This window comes from Agrobacterium sp. 719_389 (assembly GCF_900188475.1).
GTDB lineage: Bacteria > Pseudomonadota > Alphaproteobacteria > Rhizobiales > Rhizobiaceae > Agrobacterium > Agrobacterium radiobacter.
Genome location: NZ_FYEM01000001.1, coordinates 73,805 through 90,248 on the forward strand (window position 1 = coordinate 73,805; position 16,444 = coordinate 90,248).

Annotated in this window: 14 protein-coding genes; 3 read left to right on the plus strand and 11 right to left on the minus strand. The window is 61.0% G+C overall.

Going from position 1 to position 16,444, the window contains the following annotated elements; genetic code table 11:
* Nucleotides 1-709 precede the first annotated feature (709 nt).
* The 6 genes from rpmG to topA form a co-directional block, all read right to left on the minus strand.
* Nucleotides 710-877 (minus strand): 50S ribosomal protein L33, encoded by a 168-nt coding sequence (gene rpmG, locus CFB10_RS00380; RefSeq protein WP_003496403.1) that lies wholly within the window; start codon nt 875-877, stop codon nt 710-712.
* 89 nt (nt 878-966) lie between these two features.
* Nucleotides 967-2,133: an MFS transporter gene (locus CFB10_RS00385; protein ID WP_020012344.1), complete on the minus strand. Its 1,167-nt coding sequence runs from the start codon at nt 2,131-2,133 to the stop codon at nt 967-969.
* 17 nt (nt 2,134-2,150) lie between these two features.
* Complete coding sequence (locus CFB10_RS00390) at nt 2,151-2,777, minus strand: NUDIX hydrolase (protein ID WP_020012345.1); 627 nt, start codon at nt 2,775-2,777, stop codon at nt 2,151-2,153.
* Between the two features lie 61 nt (nt 2,778-2,838).
* Complete coding sequence (locus tag CFB10_RS00395) at nt 2,839-3,282, minus strand: DUF983 domain-containing protein (RefSeq protein WP_020012346.1); 444 nt, start codon at nt 3,280-3,282, stop codon at nt 2,839-2,841.
* Nucleotides 3,283-3,327: 45 nt separating this feature from the next.
* The gene (gene rnr / locus CFB10_RS00400) at nt 3,328-5,682 is read right to left on the minus strand and encodes a ribonuclease R (RefSeq protein WP_020012347.1); all 2,355 of its coding nucleotides are present in this window, start codon (nt 5,680-5,682) and stop codon (nt 3,328-3,330) included.
* A complete protein-coding gene (gene topA / locus CFB10_RS00405; protein WP_020012348.1) occupies nt 5,679-8,363 on the minus strand; it encodes a type I DNA topoisomerase in 2,685 nt (894 codons plus the stop codon). The genes rnr and topA overlap by 4 nt, the downstream gene beginning before the upstream one ends.
* Before the next feature lie 258 nt (nt 8,364-8,621).
* Between topA and CFB10_RS00410 the strand changes: the two genes are divergently transcribed.
* Nucleotides 8,622-8,855 (plus strand): hypothetical protein, encoded by a 234-nt coding sequence (locus CFB10_RS00410; RefSeq protein WP_020012349.1) that lies wholly within the window; start codon nt 8,622-8,624, stop codon nt 8,853-8,855.
* Here the strand turns inward: CFB10_RS00410 and dprA are convergent.
* From dprA to CFB10_RS00435, 5 genes are all read right to left on the minus strand, one after another.
* Nucleotides 8,808-9,950, minus strand: coding sequence for a DNA-processing protein DprA (gene dprA / locus CFB10_RS00415; RefSeq protein WP_020012350.1), 1,143 nt, complete (start codon nt 9,948-9,950; stop codon nt 8,808-8,810). The two genes, CFB10_RS00410 and dprA, sit on opposite strands and share 48 nt — an antisense overlap.
* A 20-nt stretch (nt 9,951-9,970) precedes the next feature.
* Nucleotides 9,971-10,588, minus strand: coding sequence for a glycerol-3-phosphate 1-O-acyltransferase PlsY (plsY, locus tag CFB10_RS00420; RefSeq protein WP_020012351.1), 618 nt, complete (start codon nt 10,586-10,588; stop codon nt 9,971-9,973).
* Between the two features lie 48 nt (nt 10,589-10,636).
* On the minus strand, nt 10,637-11,929 hold the full coding sequence (locus CFB10_RS00425) for a dihydroorotase (RefSeq protein WP_020012352.1): 1,293 nt from the start codon (nt 11,927-11,929) through the stop codon (nt 10,637-10,639).
* Nucleotides 11,926-12,867, minus strand: a complete 942-nt coding sequence (locus tag CFB10_RS00430; protein ID WP_003502441.1) for an aspartate carbamoyltransferase catalytic subunit — start codon at nt 12,865-12,867, stop codon at nt 11,926-11,928. The genes CFB10_RS00425 and CFB10_RS00430 overlap by 4 nt, the downstream gene beginning before the upstream one ends.
* Nucleotides 12,868-13,105: 238 nt before the next feature.
* A complete protein-coding gene (locus tag CFB10_RS00435) occupies nt 13,106-13,537 on the minus strand; it encodes a hypothetical protein (protein WP_020012353.1) in 432 nt (143 codons plus the stop codon).
* Between the two features lie 449 nt (nt 13,538-13,986).
* On the opposite strand from CFB10_RS00435, the gene CFB10_RS00440 reads away from it, so the two are divergent.
* Together CFB10_RS00440 and CFB10_RS00445 are read left to right on the plus strand one after the other, a co-directional pair.
* Nucleotides 13,987-15,639, plus strand: coding sequence for an acyl-CoA dehydrogenase family protein (locus CFB10_RS00440; protein WP_020012355.1), 1,653 nt, complete (start codon nt 13,987-13,989; stop codon nt 15,637-15,639).
* Between the two features lie 137 nt (nt 15,640-15,776).
* The gene (locus CFB10_RS00445; RefSeq protein WP_003502450.1) at nt 15,777-16,388 is read left to right on the plus strand and encodes a GNAT family N-acetyltransferase; all 612 of its coding nucleotides are present in this window, start codon (nt 15,777-15,779) and stop codon (nt 16,386-16,388) included.
* Nucleotides 16,389-16,444: the final 56 nt, after the last annotated feature.

The window sequence follows — 16,444 nt, forward strand, 5'->3', positions numbered from 1 at the left end:
GAAAAACACGTTGAATTCAATCTCTCCGGCAACTATAGTGTGCCAGCTTTGTATACTTAACCATGTTTACCAGGTGATATGTCTCTGGCTTAAGAATTTCTTGATTTTTATTTTACTTCTGCGCACACTCACAATCGAGAATAACAGTTCTTCCGGCGGTTTATCCGTCTTGCGATGATGAATGATTGCGGCGTAGCCGTCGCGATTTTGCTCGTCAGGGGCTGGTATTGCGTAGTTTGAATGCCCCATGATGCTCAGGTCCGCCGCATCTCCTGAATCGTGGGGTCGGTCGGCTGACGATGTCCGAATCGGTTCCTCGTGCCGTAATCGCATCGTTGGCCGACCGCCTTATTTCTGAAAATTTCCTGTTCTTGGTACACGCGTTGCAGCGTATCGGCTTGTGCAGTCGTCTTCCTTGCGCGGCGCGACGATGTCGTCACGGCGCGCGGCCGGATGGCTTTAGCCCCAGCATATCTTCGGAACACATGAATGATTGCTGTGGTGAGAGGTGCGTCAGACCATGTGGCCGGACTCGTTGATAACCTGCGTCCACGCGTTGCCAATGACCGCCCAATTTCCGCAGCGGCAGGCCCCTTATTTTCCCGTTGGGAAGCCTCTGGGCGCAAAGGGCCTGTGGCCGCTTTTCCCTCGGCACAAACAAAAAACGCGCCCATTGGGCGCGCTTTTTGCCGGAGACCCGATCACGAAATTACTTGATCTTGGTTTCCTTGAATTCAACGTGCTTGCGTACAACCGGGTCATACTTCGTCTTCGTCATCTTGTCCGTGAACGTACGGCTGTTCTTGGTGGTGACGTAGAAGGTACCGGTGTCGGCTGTCGACAGCAGCTTGATCTTGATTGTTGTAGCTTTCGCCATGGTCGTCCTGCCTTTAAACAAAAGAGAAGCCGCAGGCGCTTCTCACCTCGGCTAAATCTGGCGCGAAACTACGTATCGCGCCCGAAAAGTCAAGCCTGTTTTGCCCGGAAAACAAAACGGAACCCATAAAGCACCACGTAAAGCCCGAAAAATACGGCAAGCGCCCAGGCGAAACCATCAGTGCCCGCAACATCCATGGAAATGCCGACGGCCTGTGGTCCTGCAATGGTACCCATGGCGTAACAGAAGATGAAGGCGGCATTGGCGGCCACGAGATCTGCGCCCTTGAGGCGCGAGCCGAGATGGGTGAGGCCAACGGTATACATGCCGGAGACGAGGCCGCCCCAGAACAGCAGCAGCGCCGCCACCAGAAGCCAGCTTTCCACCAGAACCGGAAGCGCCAGCGTGCCGCAAACGCCCGCAAAGGCCATGAGGGCGAGCATGGTGCGCCGATCCTTCATCCGGTCGGAAAGCAGGCCGATCGGTATCTGGAAGACCATGTTGCCGATTCCCATGACGGTCAGCAGCAGCGCCGCCTGCGATTCGTTGAAGCCCTCACGGGTCGCGTAGATGGGAAAGAGCGACAGGCCGCCCGCCTGCACCGAACCGAACACGAAAGCCGCCGCCGACGCCATCGGCACCAGCCAGACGTAGCGGACGAAGTGATGATTGGGCCGCTCGTCCAGCTCCGGGCTCTCGCCGCGCGCCATGAAGATGGGGATGGCGGCCAGAAGGATGATCGCCGCCCCGACGAGGAAGGGCAGGATGCCTTCGCTGCCGACGGCGGAAAACAGCAATGGACCAACCGCGAAACCGACCGCAAGGCCGGTGGCGTAAATGCCGAGAACCATGCCGCGTTTTTTCGGCGGCGCGGTCATGTTGATCCAGTATTCGGAGAGAATGAAAAGCGTGGTGGTCGCGCCATGGAAGACGATTCGCAGCGGAAACCACATCCAGAAGGCTTCGGCGAAATAAAAGCCGAGTGCGCTCAGCGCCGAAATCAGGACCGCGAACAGCATGGTTCGCGCCACACCGAAATCATGGGCGATCTTGCTGGTCACCGAGGCGGCCATCATCGCCGCGACACCCGCCATCGCCGAATTCACCCCGATCATGGTCGAGGAGATGCCGCGCTTCTCAAGGATGATCGACAGGAGCGGCAGGCCGAGACCGATGGCGACACCCACCGCACTGATGGCGGAAATGGCGGCGATCAGTGAGGGCCAGTGAATGGCGTCCGCTTCTTCGCATTTCATTTGTGACATGACGGCCTTTATACAAAGTCTCGAATGAACCGGCCGTGGCGCGTGATATAGAGCCGCGCGGGGCTTTCAAAGGGCAGTGAGGGATCACCTATCATGAGTTTTGTGACATCTTCGAGAACCGTGCGTGTGATTTTGGGCATGTTCAGACCGGAAAGGTCTGTCATGTCAAGCCATTGCACATTGGAGAGCTCTTCGGAATCACGGGTGAGCCTGACATCGAGCCCCAACTCATCGGCATAACAGCAGAAGAATCGCGTGTCATAGCGCCGCACATTACCGGGTGGGGTGATGGCGCGGGCAACATATCGGAAATGGGAAAGATCAGGACCTTCGGCACCCATTCCGAGGTCGACGCCGGTTTCCTCGAAAAGCTCGCGCGCGGCGGCCAGCGCCAGAGCCCGTGCGCCGGCGGCGCTCAGGCGGCGCGCCGCCGAAGCGGTGAGGCTGTTGAGGACGGCAGGGTGCAGATCACCGGAAAAGGGCAACGCATGGTCGCGCGGATCGCGTTTGCCGCCCGGAAAGACATAGGCGCCCGGCATGAAGACGTGGGCGCTGCTGCGCTGGCCCATCAGGACCCTGGGTCCTGAGCCGGAACGGTCGAATAGGATGATGGAGGCAGCGTCGCGCGGCCGCATGGGAGCGGTCGCGGTTTCGGCATTCCGGGAAAGCGCAGGCACGTGCAAGGTCCTGCTCACGTCAGTGAGACGAGCCGTCTATCTGCACTTTTTGCTGTTTTCGATCAAAGCCGTGCATCCGCAGCGCCCATTGCAGGCCGATAACGCCGCCCTTGATCGGCTGCAGCGTCAAAAGCGCAGCCAGAATGGTGATCGGCACCCAGATGGCGAAATGCGCCCACATGGGAATATTGAGGACCATATCCGTCATCATGAAGCCGCCAACGGCGATGTGACCGATGATGACGATGGAAATATAGGGCGGCAAGTCGTCCGAACGGTGATGATGCATTTCTTCGCCGCAGGCCGCGCAGGCGTCCACCGGCTTCAGCCAGGCCCGGAACAGGCGACCGCTGCCGCAGGCGGGGCAGCGGTTGGCCATTCCCCGCATGATCGAGCGGCCAAGCGGCCGTTCCGCGCTATCGTCTCCGAAGGTGACCGTTTCCGAGCCCTGATGTGCACTCATCCTTAAGTCCTTCTCCCGTTCGTTCAACCGCCTGCAGCGGTCTTGTTATCGTCGTCTTCTCGGCGGCCGTGTTCCAGGCTTGGCGGCAAGACGCGATGTCCGCCGGCCTGCCTTGTGGAACGACCGCGAGCCGACCGGCATCTTGCGCCCCGGGCTAAGCATATCGAAGCGCAGCGCGCCTGCCAGAGGCACCGCTTCCGCAAGCCGCACCTGAACCGTATCGCCAAGCTGGTAGCCGAGGCCGGTCTTTTCCCCTGTCAGGGCCTGATGGGCCTCATCATAGAGGAAATAATCGGTTCCGAGTGTAGATATAGGAACAAAACCATCAGCGCCAAACTGCGGCAGCGCGACAAAGAGTCCCGCCTTGGTGACACCGCCGACGCGGCCCTCGAATTCTTCGCCCACCCGTTCAGACAGATGATGCGCGATGAGGCGGTTGACGGTGTCGCGCTCGGCGGCCATGGCGCGCCGCTCGAAGGTGGAGATTTCGGCGGCGATATCGTCGAGCGTCGCTTCTTCCTGCGGTGTGATGCCGCCTTCACCCAGTCCCAGAGAACCCACCAGCGCGCGATGCACGATCAGGTCGGCATAACGGCGGATCGGTGAGGTGAAATGCGCGTATTTCATCAGGTTGAGGCCGAAATGGCCGATATTCTCGGGGCTGTAGATCGCCTGGCTCTGGCTGCGCAGCACCATCTCGTTGACCATGATCTGGTGAGGCGTGTCGAGTGCGCGGGCCAGAATGCCGTTGAAGGAATTGGCGCGCATGGCCGCACCCTTGGCCATGGTAATGCCGATGGTGCCAAGGAATTCGCGCAAAACCTCCTGCTTGGAAAGCGTGGGCGCATCATGGATGCGATAGACCAGCGGCTGCTTTTTCTTTTCCAGCGTCTCGGCGGCGGCGACATTCGCCTGGATCATCATTTCTTCGATCAGCTTGTGCGCATCGAGGCGTTCGGGAATGACGACCTTGTCCACCGTACCATCAGGCCGAAGCAGGATCTTGCGCTCCGGCATGTCGAGTTCCAGCGGCTGGCGGCGGTCACGGCCGCGCTTCATCACCTCATAGGCATGCCACAGCGGCTTCAGGATAGGTTCCAGCAGCGTACCGGTCTTGTCGTCCGGCCTGCCGTCGATGGCTGCCTGTGCCTGCTGGTAGGAAAGCTTCGCCGCGCTCTTCATCATGATACGGTGGAAGGTGTGGCCCGCCTTGCGGCCTTCCTTCGAAAAGGTCATCCGCACGGCAAGGGCAGGGCGGTCGACGCCTTCTTTCAGCGAGCAGAGATCGTTGGAGATGCGCTCCGGCAGCATCGGCACGACACGGTCGGGGAAATAGACGGAATTGCCACGTTTCAGCGCCTCGCGGTCCAGCGGCGAACCGGGCCGCACATACCAGGAGACGTCGGCGATGGCGACGGTGACAATAATGCCGTCAGGATTGTCGGGTGAGGTGTCGGGCTCGGCATAGACCGCGTCGTCATGGTCCTTGGCGTCGGCCGGATCGATGGTGATGAGCGGCAGGTCGCGCCAGTCCTCGCGGTGCGACATGCTGGCAGCCTTGGCGGCATCCGCTTCTGCGAGAACATTTTGCGGGAAGATGTGAGGAATGCCGTGCGAATGGATCGCGATCATCGAGATCGCCTTTTCCGACGCAACGGAGCCGATGACCGACAGGACCTTGGCGCGTGTCAGGCCATACCGGCCGCTGTTGCGCGAGGTTTCCACCTCGATCAGATCGCCGTCCTTTGCATCGCCGACGCCGTCAGGATCGATAACCATCTCCTCGCCGCGCCGGTCGATCGGCATAAGCCGTCCGCCGCCGCCCGCCGTCTCCTTGAACACGCCGAGCAGCGCGTTCTGGCGGCGGTCGATCAGTTTGACGACGCGGGCAGTATAGGCCGGGCCGGCGCTTTCCTTGGAGGGGAAGATCTTCGCCAGAATGCGGTCGCCGAGACCCGCTGCCGGGGCCTTCTTGCCGCGGTCCTGCGATGACTGGCGGATGAGTACGGCCGGCGCCGCGCCCTGATCCTCCGGCCATTCCGCCGGCCGGCCGATCAGTTCGCCGTCCTTGTCACGGGTGGTGATGTCGAGAACCGTCACCGGAGGCAGGCCGTCCGGGCGCGTCAGGGACTTGCGGCTCTTCTGGACCATGCCGTCGGTTTCAAGCTCCTTCAGCAGCGCTTTCAGGACCACGCGGTTTTCACCCTTCAGGCCGAAAGCCTTGGCGATTTCGCGTTTGGAGGCCTGCTGCGGATGATCGGCGATGAATTTCAGCAGCACTTCGCGGGAAGGCACCTCGCCATGGATGATGCCTTCACCTTCATTCACACGCTTGCCGCGCCCGGTGCGTCCGAAACCGTCGCTGGCGGAACCCTGTCTCTGACGCGGCGCCTTGCTCACTCTGCTGCCTTCTTGGGTTTGGCCGCTGCCTTCGGCTTGGCGGCCGTCTTGCTCTTTGTTGCCGCCTTGGCCTTGGTCGCCTTCGGCTTTGCTGCGGCGTCGCCATCGGCTTTTTTGGCGGCGGTTTTCTTGGCCTTTACGGGCTTGCCGCCGGTGCCGGTCTTGGCAATACGCTCGGCAATCAGCACCAGCGCCTCGTCCAGGGTCACGGACGCCGGGTCCTGTCCCTTTGGAATGGTCGCGTTGACCTTGCCCCAGTTCACATAAGCGCCGTAACGCCCGTCACGAACGGTGATCGCGCCGCCATCGGGGTGGTCGCCCAGTTCCTTCAAAGCAGCCGGCGTGCCGCTGCGGCCGCGTCCCGGTCCCTTGCTCAGCTTTTCGGCAATCACCGTCACAGCCCGGTTCAGACCGATCGAGAACACGTCCTCGATGCTTTCGAGGTTCGCATAGGAACCGTCATGCAGCAGGAACGGTCCATAGCGGCCGAGACCGGCCGAGATCATCTTGCCGGTTTCCGGGTGCTTGCCGATATCGCGCGGCAGGTTGATGAGCGCCAGCGCCTTTTCGTGGTCGATATCCTCGGGTTTCCAGCCCTTGGGCAGCGAGGAGCGCTTGGCTTCCTTGCCGTCGCCACGCTGGATATAGGGCCCGAAACGGCCAGAGCGAAGCGTGAGCTCTTCCCCGGTCATCGGATCGGCGCCCAATGCCTTCGGCTCATTCGATGCGGCAGCTTCCGCTTCCGAACCGTCCGAGGTCAGCTGGCGTGTGTAGTTGCATTCCGGATAATTGGAGCAACCGACGAAAGCGCCATATTTGCCGAGCTTCAGCGAAAGATTGCCGGTGCCGCAAACCTGACAGATGCGCGGATCGGACCCGTCCTCGCGCTTGGGGAAGACCAGCGGCGCCAGAACCTCGTTCAGCGCATCCAGCACGTTGGTGACGCGAAGTTCCTTGGTATCTTCGATCTGGGCGAAGAAATCCTTCCAGAAATCACGCAGAACCTGCTTCCAGTCGAGCTCGCCGGCGGAGATGCGGTCGAGCTTTTCTTCAAGGGCGGCGGTGAAATCATATTCGACATACTTGGTGAAGAAGCTTTCGAGGAAAGCCGTCACCAGCCGGCCGCGCGAATGCGGCACCAGCTTGCGTTTGTCGACGACGATATATTCGCGGTCGCTCAGCGTTTTCAGCGTCGCCGCATAGGTGGAAGGACGGCCGATGCCGAGTTCTTCCATCTTCTTGATCAGCGAGGCTTCCGAATAACGCGGCGGCGGCTCGGTGAAGTGCTGGCTCGCATTGATCTTCTGCTTGGCAAGGTTTTCGCGCTCGTTGATCGGCGGCAGACGGCCTTCGTCATCACCGTCGTCGCTCTGCTCGCCATCTTCCTTCTGGTCGGTATAGGCGGCGATGAAACCGTCGAAGCGGATCACCGAGCCGACGGCACGAAGACCGGCCTTTTCGCCGTTCTTGTCGGCAAGGATTTCCACCGTGGTGCGTTCGATTTCGGCCGACGCCATCTGGCTCGCAATACCGCGCTTCCAGATCAGGTCGTAAAGGCGCAGCTGATCGGGATCGAGGTAACGATTCACCTGATCCGGCGTGCGGTTGAAATCGGTCGGGCGGATCGCCTCGTGCGCTTCCTGGGCGTTCTTGGCCTTGGTGGAATAGAAACGCGCCTTTTCCGGTACGTAACGATCGCCGAACTGCTCGCCGATGGCAAGGCGTGCGGCGTCGATCGCTTCCGGCGCCATCTGCACGCCGTCGGTACGCATATAGGTGATCAGACCGACGGTCTCGCCGCCGATATCGATGCCTTCGTAAAGCTTCTGCGCCACCTGCATGGTGCGCGAGGCGGAAAAGCCCATGCGTGAGGAGGCCGCCTGCTGCAGCGTCGATGTGGTGAAGGGCGGGCCGGGATTACGCTTGACGGGCTTCGCCTCGACGCTGTCGACCACATAGGTCGCGCCTTCCAGCAACGCCTTCAGCCGGTTCGCATCCTCGCCGGTCTTGATCGCGCGGTTCTGCAACCGCTTGCCGTCGGCGGAAACCAGCTTGGCCTCGAACTCATCACCGCGCGGTGTCTTCAGAAGGGCGCTGATGTTCCAGTATTCTTCGGAAACGAAACGCTCGATCTCGGATTCACGGTCACAGACGAGACGCAGCGCAACAGACTGCACGCGGCCGGCGGAACGTGCGCCGGGCAGCTTGCGCCACAGCACGGGCGACAGGTTGAAACCGACGAGATAGTCGAGCGCACGGCGGGCGAGATAGGCGTCAACCAGCGGCACGTCGATGTCGCGCGGGTTCGCCATGGCGTCCAGCACCGCCTTCTTGGTGATGGCGTTGAAGACCACGCGCTTCACCGGCTTGTCGCCGAGGACACGCTTCTTCTTCAAAAGATCAAGTACGTGCCAGGAAATGGCTTCGCCTTCGCGATCCGGGTCGGTTGCGAGAAAGAGGCCGTCGGAGGATTTTACCGCATCGGCAATATCCTTCATGCGCTTGGCAGAGGCGCTGTCGACTTCCCAGGACATTTCAAAATCCTGGTCGGGCAACACCGATCCGTCCTTGGCAGGAAGGTCCCGGACGTGGCCAAAAGATGCAAGAACCTTGTAGCCGGGACCAAGATATTTGTTGATCGTCTTGGCTTTGGCGGGAGATTCTACGACGACGACATTCATATTGTTTTTCTCTGGAACTGGTCCGTTAACATGGCCCGATCGCGGCGCAATGCCGCAATTGGCCTTCTTTATATTTCGACATGGACAGGTAATGCGCGCGGGTCAAGAGGCAAGGCCGATTTTATCACTCCAAGGTGATTGCAACCTATGGATAATCTATTGTTGTATTGCAATCTTTGGTAAATTGGTTATGGTGGGCAACATCATTTGAATCTACTTAATGCTCTTCGTTTCAGGCGTAATTCCTAGGATAAATATATGGTCCCGAACGCAACAAACAATAATGCCGACAATGAAGGGACCAGAGAGAACTTGGCTTACATTCGCCAGATGCTGGCGGAGCTGCGCCAGGTCGCCAGCCGCGAGGGCGCCGACATGCTGTGTTATCTGATCGAGATGGCCTATGTCGAAGTCGGTGATATCCAGAGCGGACGACGCAAGCTGTCAATCCGCGATGAAGAGCGACACGCGCCCCCCGGCATGCCGGTTTAGACGTCCTGCAATATCAAGCTCCAGCAGCACCAGATGAACGGTGGCGGCGGAGAAACCTGTGTGACGGATGATATCGTCCGTTTCCACAGGCGAGGGACCGAGAGCGGCGGCGATGATGCTGCGCTCGTCGTCCCCCGGTGGTGACATCTCCGTGTCGGATCTCGGTTCCTCGATCTTGCGGTCATAGGGCAATTGCGGCTCCATCAGCGGTCGCAGCGCCTCGAGAATATCGTCGGCGCCGGTGGTCAGCATCGCGCCGTCCTTGATCAGCCGGTTGGTGCCCTCGCAGCGTGCATCGAGCGGGGAGCCGGGCACGGCAAAAACCAGCCGTCCCGCTTCGCCGGCGAGACGCGCCGTGATCAGTGAACCCGAGCGCTCCGCCGCCTCCACGATGACGACGCCGAGCGAGACGCCTGATATCAGGCGGTTGCGGCGCGGAAAGTCACGCGCGCGCGGTTCCCAGCCGAAGGGCATTTCGCTGATCGTCGCGCCGCCCTGATCGTATATCTCCTGCAACAGCCCGAAATTTTCCTGCGGGTAAGGACGGTCGAGACCGCCTGCCAGCATGGCAACCGTGCCGGTTGCAAGGCTTGCCCGGTGCGCCGCCGCATCGATGCCGCGCGCCAGACCGGAGGCGATCGTATAACCGGCACGTCCGCAATCGCGCGCCAGCATGGCGGCGAATTTAGCGCCGTTGATGGAGGCGTTGCGCGAGCCGACGATGCCGACGCAGGGCCTTGTCGCCGCGTCCGCAGATCCCTTCATGGCGATCAGCGGCGGTGCGCCATCCAGATGTCGCAGGGCAGGCGGGTAGTCCGGTTCGCCGATGCCGACGAAACGTGCGCCGAATTTATCAGCGGTTTCGATCTCACCTTCCGCTTCCGCCAGTGTCGTGATGCGTGGACTGCGGGAGGAGCCGCCACGCCGTGAAAGCTCGGGCAGGGCGTCGAGCGCCTTTTCGGCGCTGCCGAAATGATTGATGAGTTCGCGAAAGGTAACGGGGCCGATATTGTCGCTACGGATCAGCCGGAGCCAGGCAACCCGCTGCCGCGTGGAAAGCTCTATGCCATGCCGTGTGGTTTCCTCATGCGGCATGGCATATCCTCAAATGGGTCTCAGCCCTTTTGCCCTATCCGGCTTTCCGTGCCCGCCATCAGGCGCTTGATATTTTCGCGGTGCTTCCACCACGAAATCACGCTGAGCAGCGTCACCAGCAGCGCCGTCTTTTCAGGTCCGAGCACCCAGAGGGCCACGGGAATGACCAGCATGGCAAGCAGCGCCGACAGCGAGGAATAACGGGTGATGAAGGCGGTCGCGAGCCAGATCAGGGCAAAGGCCAGCATCATCAGCGGTGCTGCACCCAGAAGCACGCCGATATAGGTGGCCACACCCTTGCCGCCCTTGAAGCCGAGCCAAACCGGAAACAGGTGGCCGAGAAAGGCGAAGAAACCGGCGACCAGCGACGCTTCATAACCCCAGAGCGCATTGGCGACCAGCACGGCAGCGGTGCCCTTCAGCGCGTCGAGCAGAAGGGTCGCCGCCGCAAGCTTCTTGTTGCCGGTGCGCAGCACGTTGGTGGCGCCGATATTGCCGGAGCCGATCTTACGCACGTCGCCCAGCCCCGCCATGCGGGTGAGAAGGAGGCCGAAGGGAATGGAGCCGAACAGATAGCCGATCAGCGCCGAAAGCGCGAGAAGGGCAGGCGCCGTCTGCCAGTCAGTCAAAGCACTCATTCAAACGTCCCCTCTGTCGCGCCGGCCGCGTGATCTCTGTTGGTGATCTTATGCCAAGGAATGAACGGCTTTGCCAGCCACATAAGTGGCGACCGCGCGGCCGCTGAAACGGGCATCCTCGAACGGCGTGTTCTTGGATTTCGAGACCAGCTGTTCCTTGGACACAAGCCATGGTTCGTCCAGGTCGATCAGGGTGATATCAGCCTTCGCGCCGACTTTAAGCGTCCCGGCATCCAGTCCGAAAATCCTGGCCGGGCGGGTGGAGAGCGCATCGATCAGCCGCATCAGCGGAACCTCGCCGCTATGATGAAGGCGCAGCGCCGCCGCCAGCAGGGTTTCAAGCCCGATCGCGCCGCTCGCCGCATCCGAAAACGGCAGGCGTTTGGTATCGACATCCTGCGGGTCGTGCGAGGAGACGATGATATCGATCGTACCGTCCTTCAGCGCGTCTACCATCGCCTTGCGGTCGTCTTCGGCGCGCAGCGGTGGCGAGAGCTTGAAGAAGGTGCGGTATTCGCCGATATCGTTCTCATTGAGGGTGAGGTGATTGATCGAGATGCCGCAGGTGGCCTTCACGCCCCGCTGCCGCGCAACGCGGATCGCTTCTGCCGATTCCGGAACGGAAATCTTGGCGGCGTGGTAGATCGCCTGCGTCAGTCCGGCAATGCGCAGGTCGCGCTCCAGCGGAATGATCTCGGCTTCCTTCGGAATACCTGACAGACCGAGCCAGCTTGCGAAAAGCCCCTCGTTCATGTCTCCGCCGCCGATATATTTGTCGCGTGTCTCGAGCGCGATGACAGCGCCCAGTTCGCGCGCATAGGTCATGGCGCGGCGCAGCACCAGCGTGTCGGAAAGCGCCTTGCGGCCGTTGGTGAAGGCAACCGCACCGGCTTCTTTCAACATGCCGAATTCGGTCATTTCCTCGCCGTTCAGACCCTTGGTCAGGGCTGCCGCAGGGTGGACATTGACAAGCGCCTTGTCGCGCGCCGTCTTCTTCACATATTCGACCAGCGCGATGTCATCGATGACGGGATCGGTATCGGGCATGACGATGATGCTGGTGACGCCGCCGGCCGCTGCCGCGCGCGAGGCGGATTCGATGGTTTCGCGGTGTTCCGCGCCGGGTTCACCAACGAAGACACGGGCGTCCACCAGACCGGGAACCGCCAGCAGTCCCTTGCAGTCGCGTATCGCCGCGCCCTCAGGTGCGCCCTGATTATGCGCATCCTTGCCGGCTGCGAGAATGGTGCCGTCGGCGCCGATGATCACACTGCCGGTCTCGTCGAGATTACGGGACGGATCGACGATGCGGAGGTTCTTGAGAACGGTAACGGCACTCATACGCGCTCACCCTGATTTTGCGAGACAAGCAGGGTTTCCATGACGGCCATGCGCACGGCAACCCCCATTTCCACCTGGCTTTCGATGACGCTCTGCGGACCGTCGGCCACTTCTGAGGCGATTTCCACGCCGCGGTTCATCGGGCCGGGATGCATGACCAGCGCATCCTCTTTCGCCGCTTTCAGCTTCTCGGCATCGAGACCGTAGTAATGGAAATACTCGCGCACCGAGGGCACGAAGGAACCGGACATGCGTTCACGCTGCAGCCGCAGCATCATCACCACGTCGGCATTCTTCAGCCCTTCCTTCATGTCGTGGAAGACTTCCACGCTCATGTCGCGAATGCCGGAGGGAAGAAGCGTGGCAGGGGCGACGACGCGCACGCGCGCGCCCATCTGGTTGAGCAGGATGATGTTGGAGCGAGCCACGCGCGAATGCAGCACGTCACCGCAGATCGCCACCGTGATACCCGAAAGCTCGCCCTTGGCGCGACGGATGGTCAGCGCATCGAGCAGGGCCTGTGTCGGGTGCTCATGCTGGCCGTCGCCGGCATTGACCACGGAGCAGGCGACCTTCTGTGCGAGAAGAGCGGCGGCGCCGGCGGAGGAGTGGCGCACGACCAGCACATCCGGGCGCATGGCGTTCAGCGTCATCGCCGTGTCGATCAGCGTCTCGCCCTTCTTCACCGAGGAATTGCCGACTGACATGTTCATCACGTCTGCGCCGAGACGTTTTCCGGCAAGCTCGAAGGAGGATTGCGTGCGCGTCGAGGCTTCGAAGAACAGGTTGATCTGCGTCAGGCCCCGGAGCGTCGAGGTCTTTTTCTCGCGCTGGCGGCTGATTTTCACCGCCTCATCGGCCTTGTCGAGAAGCAGGGTGATATCCTGATGGGAAAGCCCCTTGATGCCGAGGAGATGGCGATGGGGGAAGAAGACCATGCGGTTTGCCTCCTGACGGGCGCCGCATTTTCCCGTGAAAATGCCCGGAACGCCCGAATGCTGATCCGTGCGCTCCCATTCGCTGTGAACACGCCTCAGGAGTGCCGCGGAATTCGGTCCTGCGCTCTATAGAGATTGCGTGGTCGCGGGGCAAGCGCCCGCAACCCCTGAAATGAAAACATGGCGATGTTTCCCCAACCCTCGCGGACAAGTGGCCTGACGATGGTCCGAGCATGCATCAGATGACGCCATGCTCCTTCAAAAGCGCCTGCTCGTCGCCTGACGCCCAGCCGAAAACTCTCGGCGCACCTTCCAGCCTCTGGACGAAATAGTGAACATCGAAGTTGATTGCGATATCCGGTTGTTGCTTGCGGCCAAAGTTCGCTGTCCACGCAACATGGGCGACGCAATGATGTTCATCGATCGGCGAGATACGGATATTGCGTATCCGCATCTCCTTCGTTCCGATCGCTCGATAGCGGTCATAACTCTTCTTCATGACCTGCTTTAAGTGGTCGTCGTTCTTTCCGGTCATCACCCCGGCAGGGGATGCGGCGATGAAGTCGGAGGCATAGAGGGAGGCGACCTCCTCCATATCCATGTCGCCTTTGAGAGACTTGTTGAAAAATCGCTCATACCGCTCGAAAAGCTTCCTTACGCTGGCCTCCATGGTTTCCTCCCTGTGCAGCCGTTCAGCAAGTCGGCAACCGAAAAGGCCTGCCGCAGGTTCCACATCAGGCGGCGGCCCATGCAGAATCCCTGACGATGGTGCTTCAAACGGGATCGGATGCCTGCCGCGGGCGGAGCGAATTGACCTAGCGGAACCCGACATTTGATCCTGCTTGGGAATGGTTCGCCGCTTGCTTTACATCAAGGCGCGGCACTTCGGCATTGGGCAGTTTCGGGCGGCGATCACTTCTCGCAGGGTTTCCTTCTGGTGCTGTCGCTCGGTCTTGCCGGAAACGTGTTTGGCATTCTCTAGACCGGATACCTAGATCAGGGGCACTCCCGAAAAATGCTGAAAGCGGCGGTTTAATCGTCTCAATCGCTTCCTGCGGGTGGAATTATGCAATATCACCCCACTATGCAACGCCAGTACAAAACAGCTAGAAGCAGCGGATGACCCAGAATTCCCGGACAGAAGAAACGCTCGCCGAACTGAACCAGCCCAGCCTCTGGTCCGGTATCAACGCCTATCGTTCCGATCCGCTGATCGTCGATCTCACGTCCGGCCTGTCGCGCAATCTGCGGGACGAATACGACCAGCTCGGCCGTTACGTCACGTCACATGAGGCGCAGGAACTGGCGCGTATGGCCAACCAGGGCGTGCCGCAGCTGCACACCCACGGCCCGCGCGGCGAACGTCTGGATCAGGTGGAGTTCCATCCTGCCTGGCACGCGCTGATGCGCCGTTCCATGTCATCGGGCCTGCATTCCAGCGTCTGGGAGAACTCTCCCGATACGCGCGGCAATGAACACAAGGCGCGCGCCACGAAATTCTATCTGACCTCGCAGCTCGAGGCCGGCCATCTCTGCCCGCTCACCATGACCAGCGCTTCCGTTGCCGCCATCATGGCCTCGCCTCGCGTGCAGAAGGAATGGGCGCCGAAGATCCTCTCGCGCAAGTATGATTCCTCGCAGAAACCGGGCCTGCAGAAAACCGCCGTCACCATCGGCATGGGCATGACGGAAAAGCAGGGCGGCACGGATGTGCGCGCCAACCGCACCACGGCCGAGCGGGTGGGTGAGGGCATCTATCGCCTGTCCGGCCACAAATGGTTCCTCTCCGCGCCGATGAGCGATGGTTTCGTCATGCTCGCCCAGATGGGCGACGGCATGGGCTGCTTCCTCGTGCCGCGTTATCTGGAGGACGGTTCGAAGAACGGCCTGCACTTCCAGCGCCTGAAGGACAAGCTCGGCAACCGCTCCAATGCGTCAGCCGAAGTCGAATTCACCGATGCCTTCGGTTATCTGCTGGGTGATCCCGGCAGCGGCATCCGCACGATCCTCGACATGGTGACGCTAACGCGGCTGGACTGCGCGCTGGCATCATCGGGCATGATGCGCGCGTCGCTTGCCGAAGCGGTGCATTACGCCCGCGGCCGTTCGGTTTTTGGCAAGATGCTGGTCACGCAGCCGATCATGACGCGCGTTCTCGCCGACATGGCGCTGGATGTGGCGGCGGCCACAGCGCTCTCCTTCCGGCTGGCGACGGCTTTTGATGCCGCCCGTAACAATCCGGCCGAAGCCGCCTATGCGCGGGTGATGACGCCCATCGTGAAATACTGGTGCTGCAAGATTGCGCCGGCCCTCATCTACGAGGCCATGGAGTGCCTTGGCGGCAATGGTTACGTGGAAGAGCGGCCGATTGCCCGCCACTACCGCGAAGCGCCCGTCAACGCCATCTGGGAAGGTTCCGGCAACGTCATGGCGCTGGATGTGCTGCGGGTTCTCCAGCGCGGCAAGGACCTGTTCGATCTCGTCTTCCAGACACTGGAGCGCGATCTCGGAGCGGCCGGCAAGAAGACCACCGACGTGCTGCGCGCCGCGATCGCCCTTGCCGAACGTGACGAGGGTGCGGCCCGCCTGCTTGTGGAGCAGTTTGCACTCGCGGCCGCTGCCGCCGAGCTTTGCCGCCTTGGCGCCGGCAAGATCGCCGATGCCTTCCTCGAAACCCGTTTGGCTGGCGGCTGGCGGCATACTTACGGCATGCTCGATTCCCGCTTCGATCCGAATTATATAATCGATCTTCTTTATCCGCCTGCATCTTGATCGATGCATACGGATCGAGGTTTTACAGTCCCGGCGGGAGGGGTCTCGGATTTGAAAAATAGCAATGGCGTAAGGCGTGTTCTTTTCTGTCATGATGTCTTCGCGCGTCGATGCGCGGCAAGGGAAGGCGGCTGCCAATGCTGACCTTCCGTTCCGCCCGCGCTGAGGATGAAGACGCGCTCTACGCCATAAGTCTCGCCACCGGTGACGCTGGGCAGGACGCCACCCCGCTCTACAATGATGGCCGCATGGTCGGGCATATCTATTCGGTGCCCTATCTGCATCTCTGGCCCGATGCCGTTTTTGTGGCGGAGGATGAGGAGGGTGTGTGCGGTTATATCGTCGGCGCGCTCGATACGGCGGTGCACGAAGAGCGGCTGGAGCGGGAATGGTGGCCGCATCTGCGCACCCTTTACCCCGATCCCGGCGGCGACCAGCAGACATGGGACGCCGATCAGCGCCGGGCCCAGTTCATCCACCATCCGCGCCGCACGCCCACCTGGCTCACCGATCCGTTTCCGGCCCATATCCACATGAACCTCTTGCCGCGTACGCAGGGCAAGGGCGGCGGCACCCGGCTTCTGTCGCGCTGGCTCGATATGGCAAGACAGAACAACGTCTACGGCATCCACCTCGGCGCCAGCGAACGCAACCATGCGGGCATGCGCTTCTGGGAAACCCGCGGCTTCAAACGCCTCGAAAGCCACGAAACGCCGGGTAGCGTGTGGTTTGGTATGGCGCTGGAGTAATATTGGCAGATTATGCCAATTGGTGGTATTGCTAGGCCCTCATGAAGTCCGGTGGA

What these genes read in the sequence shown, in the direction of transcription:
- dprA (WP_020012350.1), bottom strand. Translation starts at nt 9,950, where the DNA reads ATGCCGCATGAGGAAACCACACGGCATGGCATAGAGCTTTCCACGCGG.
- CFB10_RS00445 (WP_003502450.1), top strand. Translation starts at nt 15,777, where the DNA reads ATGCTGACCTTCCGTTCCGCCCGCGCTGAGGATGAAGACGCGCTCTAC.
- CFB10_RS00390 (WP_020012345.1), bottom strand. Translation starts at nt 2,777, where the DNA reads ATGCGGCCGCGCGACGCTGCCTCCATCATCCTATTCGACCGTTCCGGC.
- CFB10_RS00435 (WP_020012353.1), bottom strand. Translation starts at nt 13,537, where the DNA reads ATGGAGGCCAGCGTAAGGAAGCTTTTCGAGCGGTATGAGCGATTTTTC.
- CFB10_RS00425 (WP_020012352.1), bottom strand. Translation starts at nt 11,929, where the DNA reads ATGAGTGCCGTTACCGTTCTCAAGAACCTCCGCATCGTCGATCCGTCC.
- plsY (WP_020012351.1), bottom strand. Translation starts at nt 10,588, where the DNA reads ATGAGTGCTTTGACTGACTGGCAGACGGCGCCTGCCCTTCTCGCGCTT.
- CFB10_RS00430 (WP_003502441.1), bottom strand. Translation starts at nt 12,867, where the DNA reads ATGGTCTTCTTCCCCCATCGCCATCTCCTCGGCATCAAGGGGCTTTCC.
- topA (WP_020012348.1), bottom strand. Translation starts at nt 8,363, where the DNA reads ATGAATGTCGTCGTCGTAGAATCTCCCGCCAAAGCCAAGACGATCAAC.
- CFB10_RS00385 (WP_020012344.1), bottom strand. Translation starts at nt 2,133, where the DNA reads ATGAAATGCGAAGAAGCGGACGCCATTCACTGGCCCTCACTGATCGCC.
- CFB10_RS00440 (WP_020012355.1), top strand. Translation starts at nt 13,987, where the DNA reads ATGACCCAGAATTCCCGGACAGAAGAAACGCTCGCCGAACTGAACCAG.
- rpmG (WP_003496403.1), bottom strand. Translation starts at nt 877, where the DNA reads ATGGCGAAAGCTACAACAATCAAGATCAAGCTGCTGTCGACAGCCGAC.
- CFB10_RS00395 (WP_020012346.1), bottom strand. Translation starts at nt 3,282, where the DNA reads ATGAGTGCACATCAGGGCTCGGAAACGGTCACCTTCGGAGACGATAGC.
- CFB10_RS00410 (WP_020012349.1), top strand. Translation starts at nt 8,622, where the DNA reads ATGGTCCCGAACGCAACAAACAATAATGCCGACAATGAAGGGACCAGA.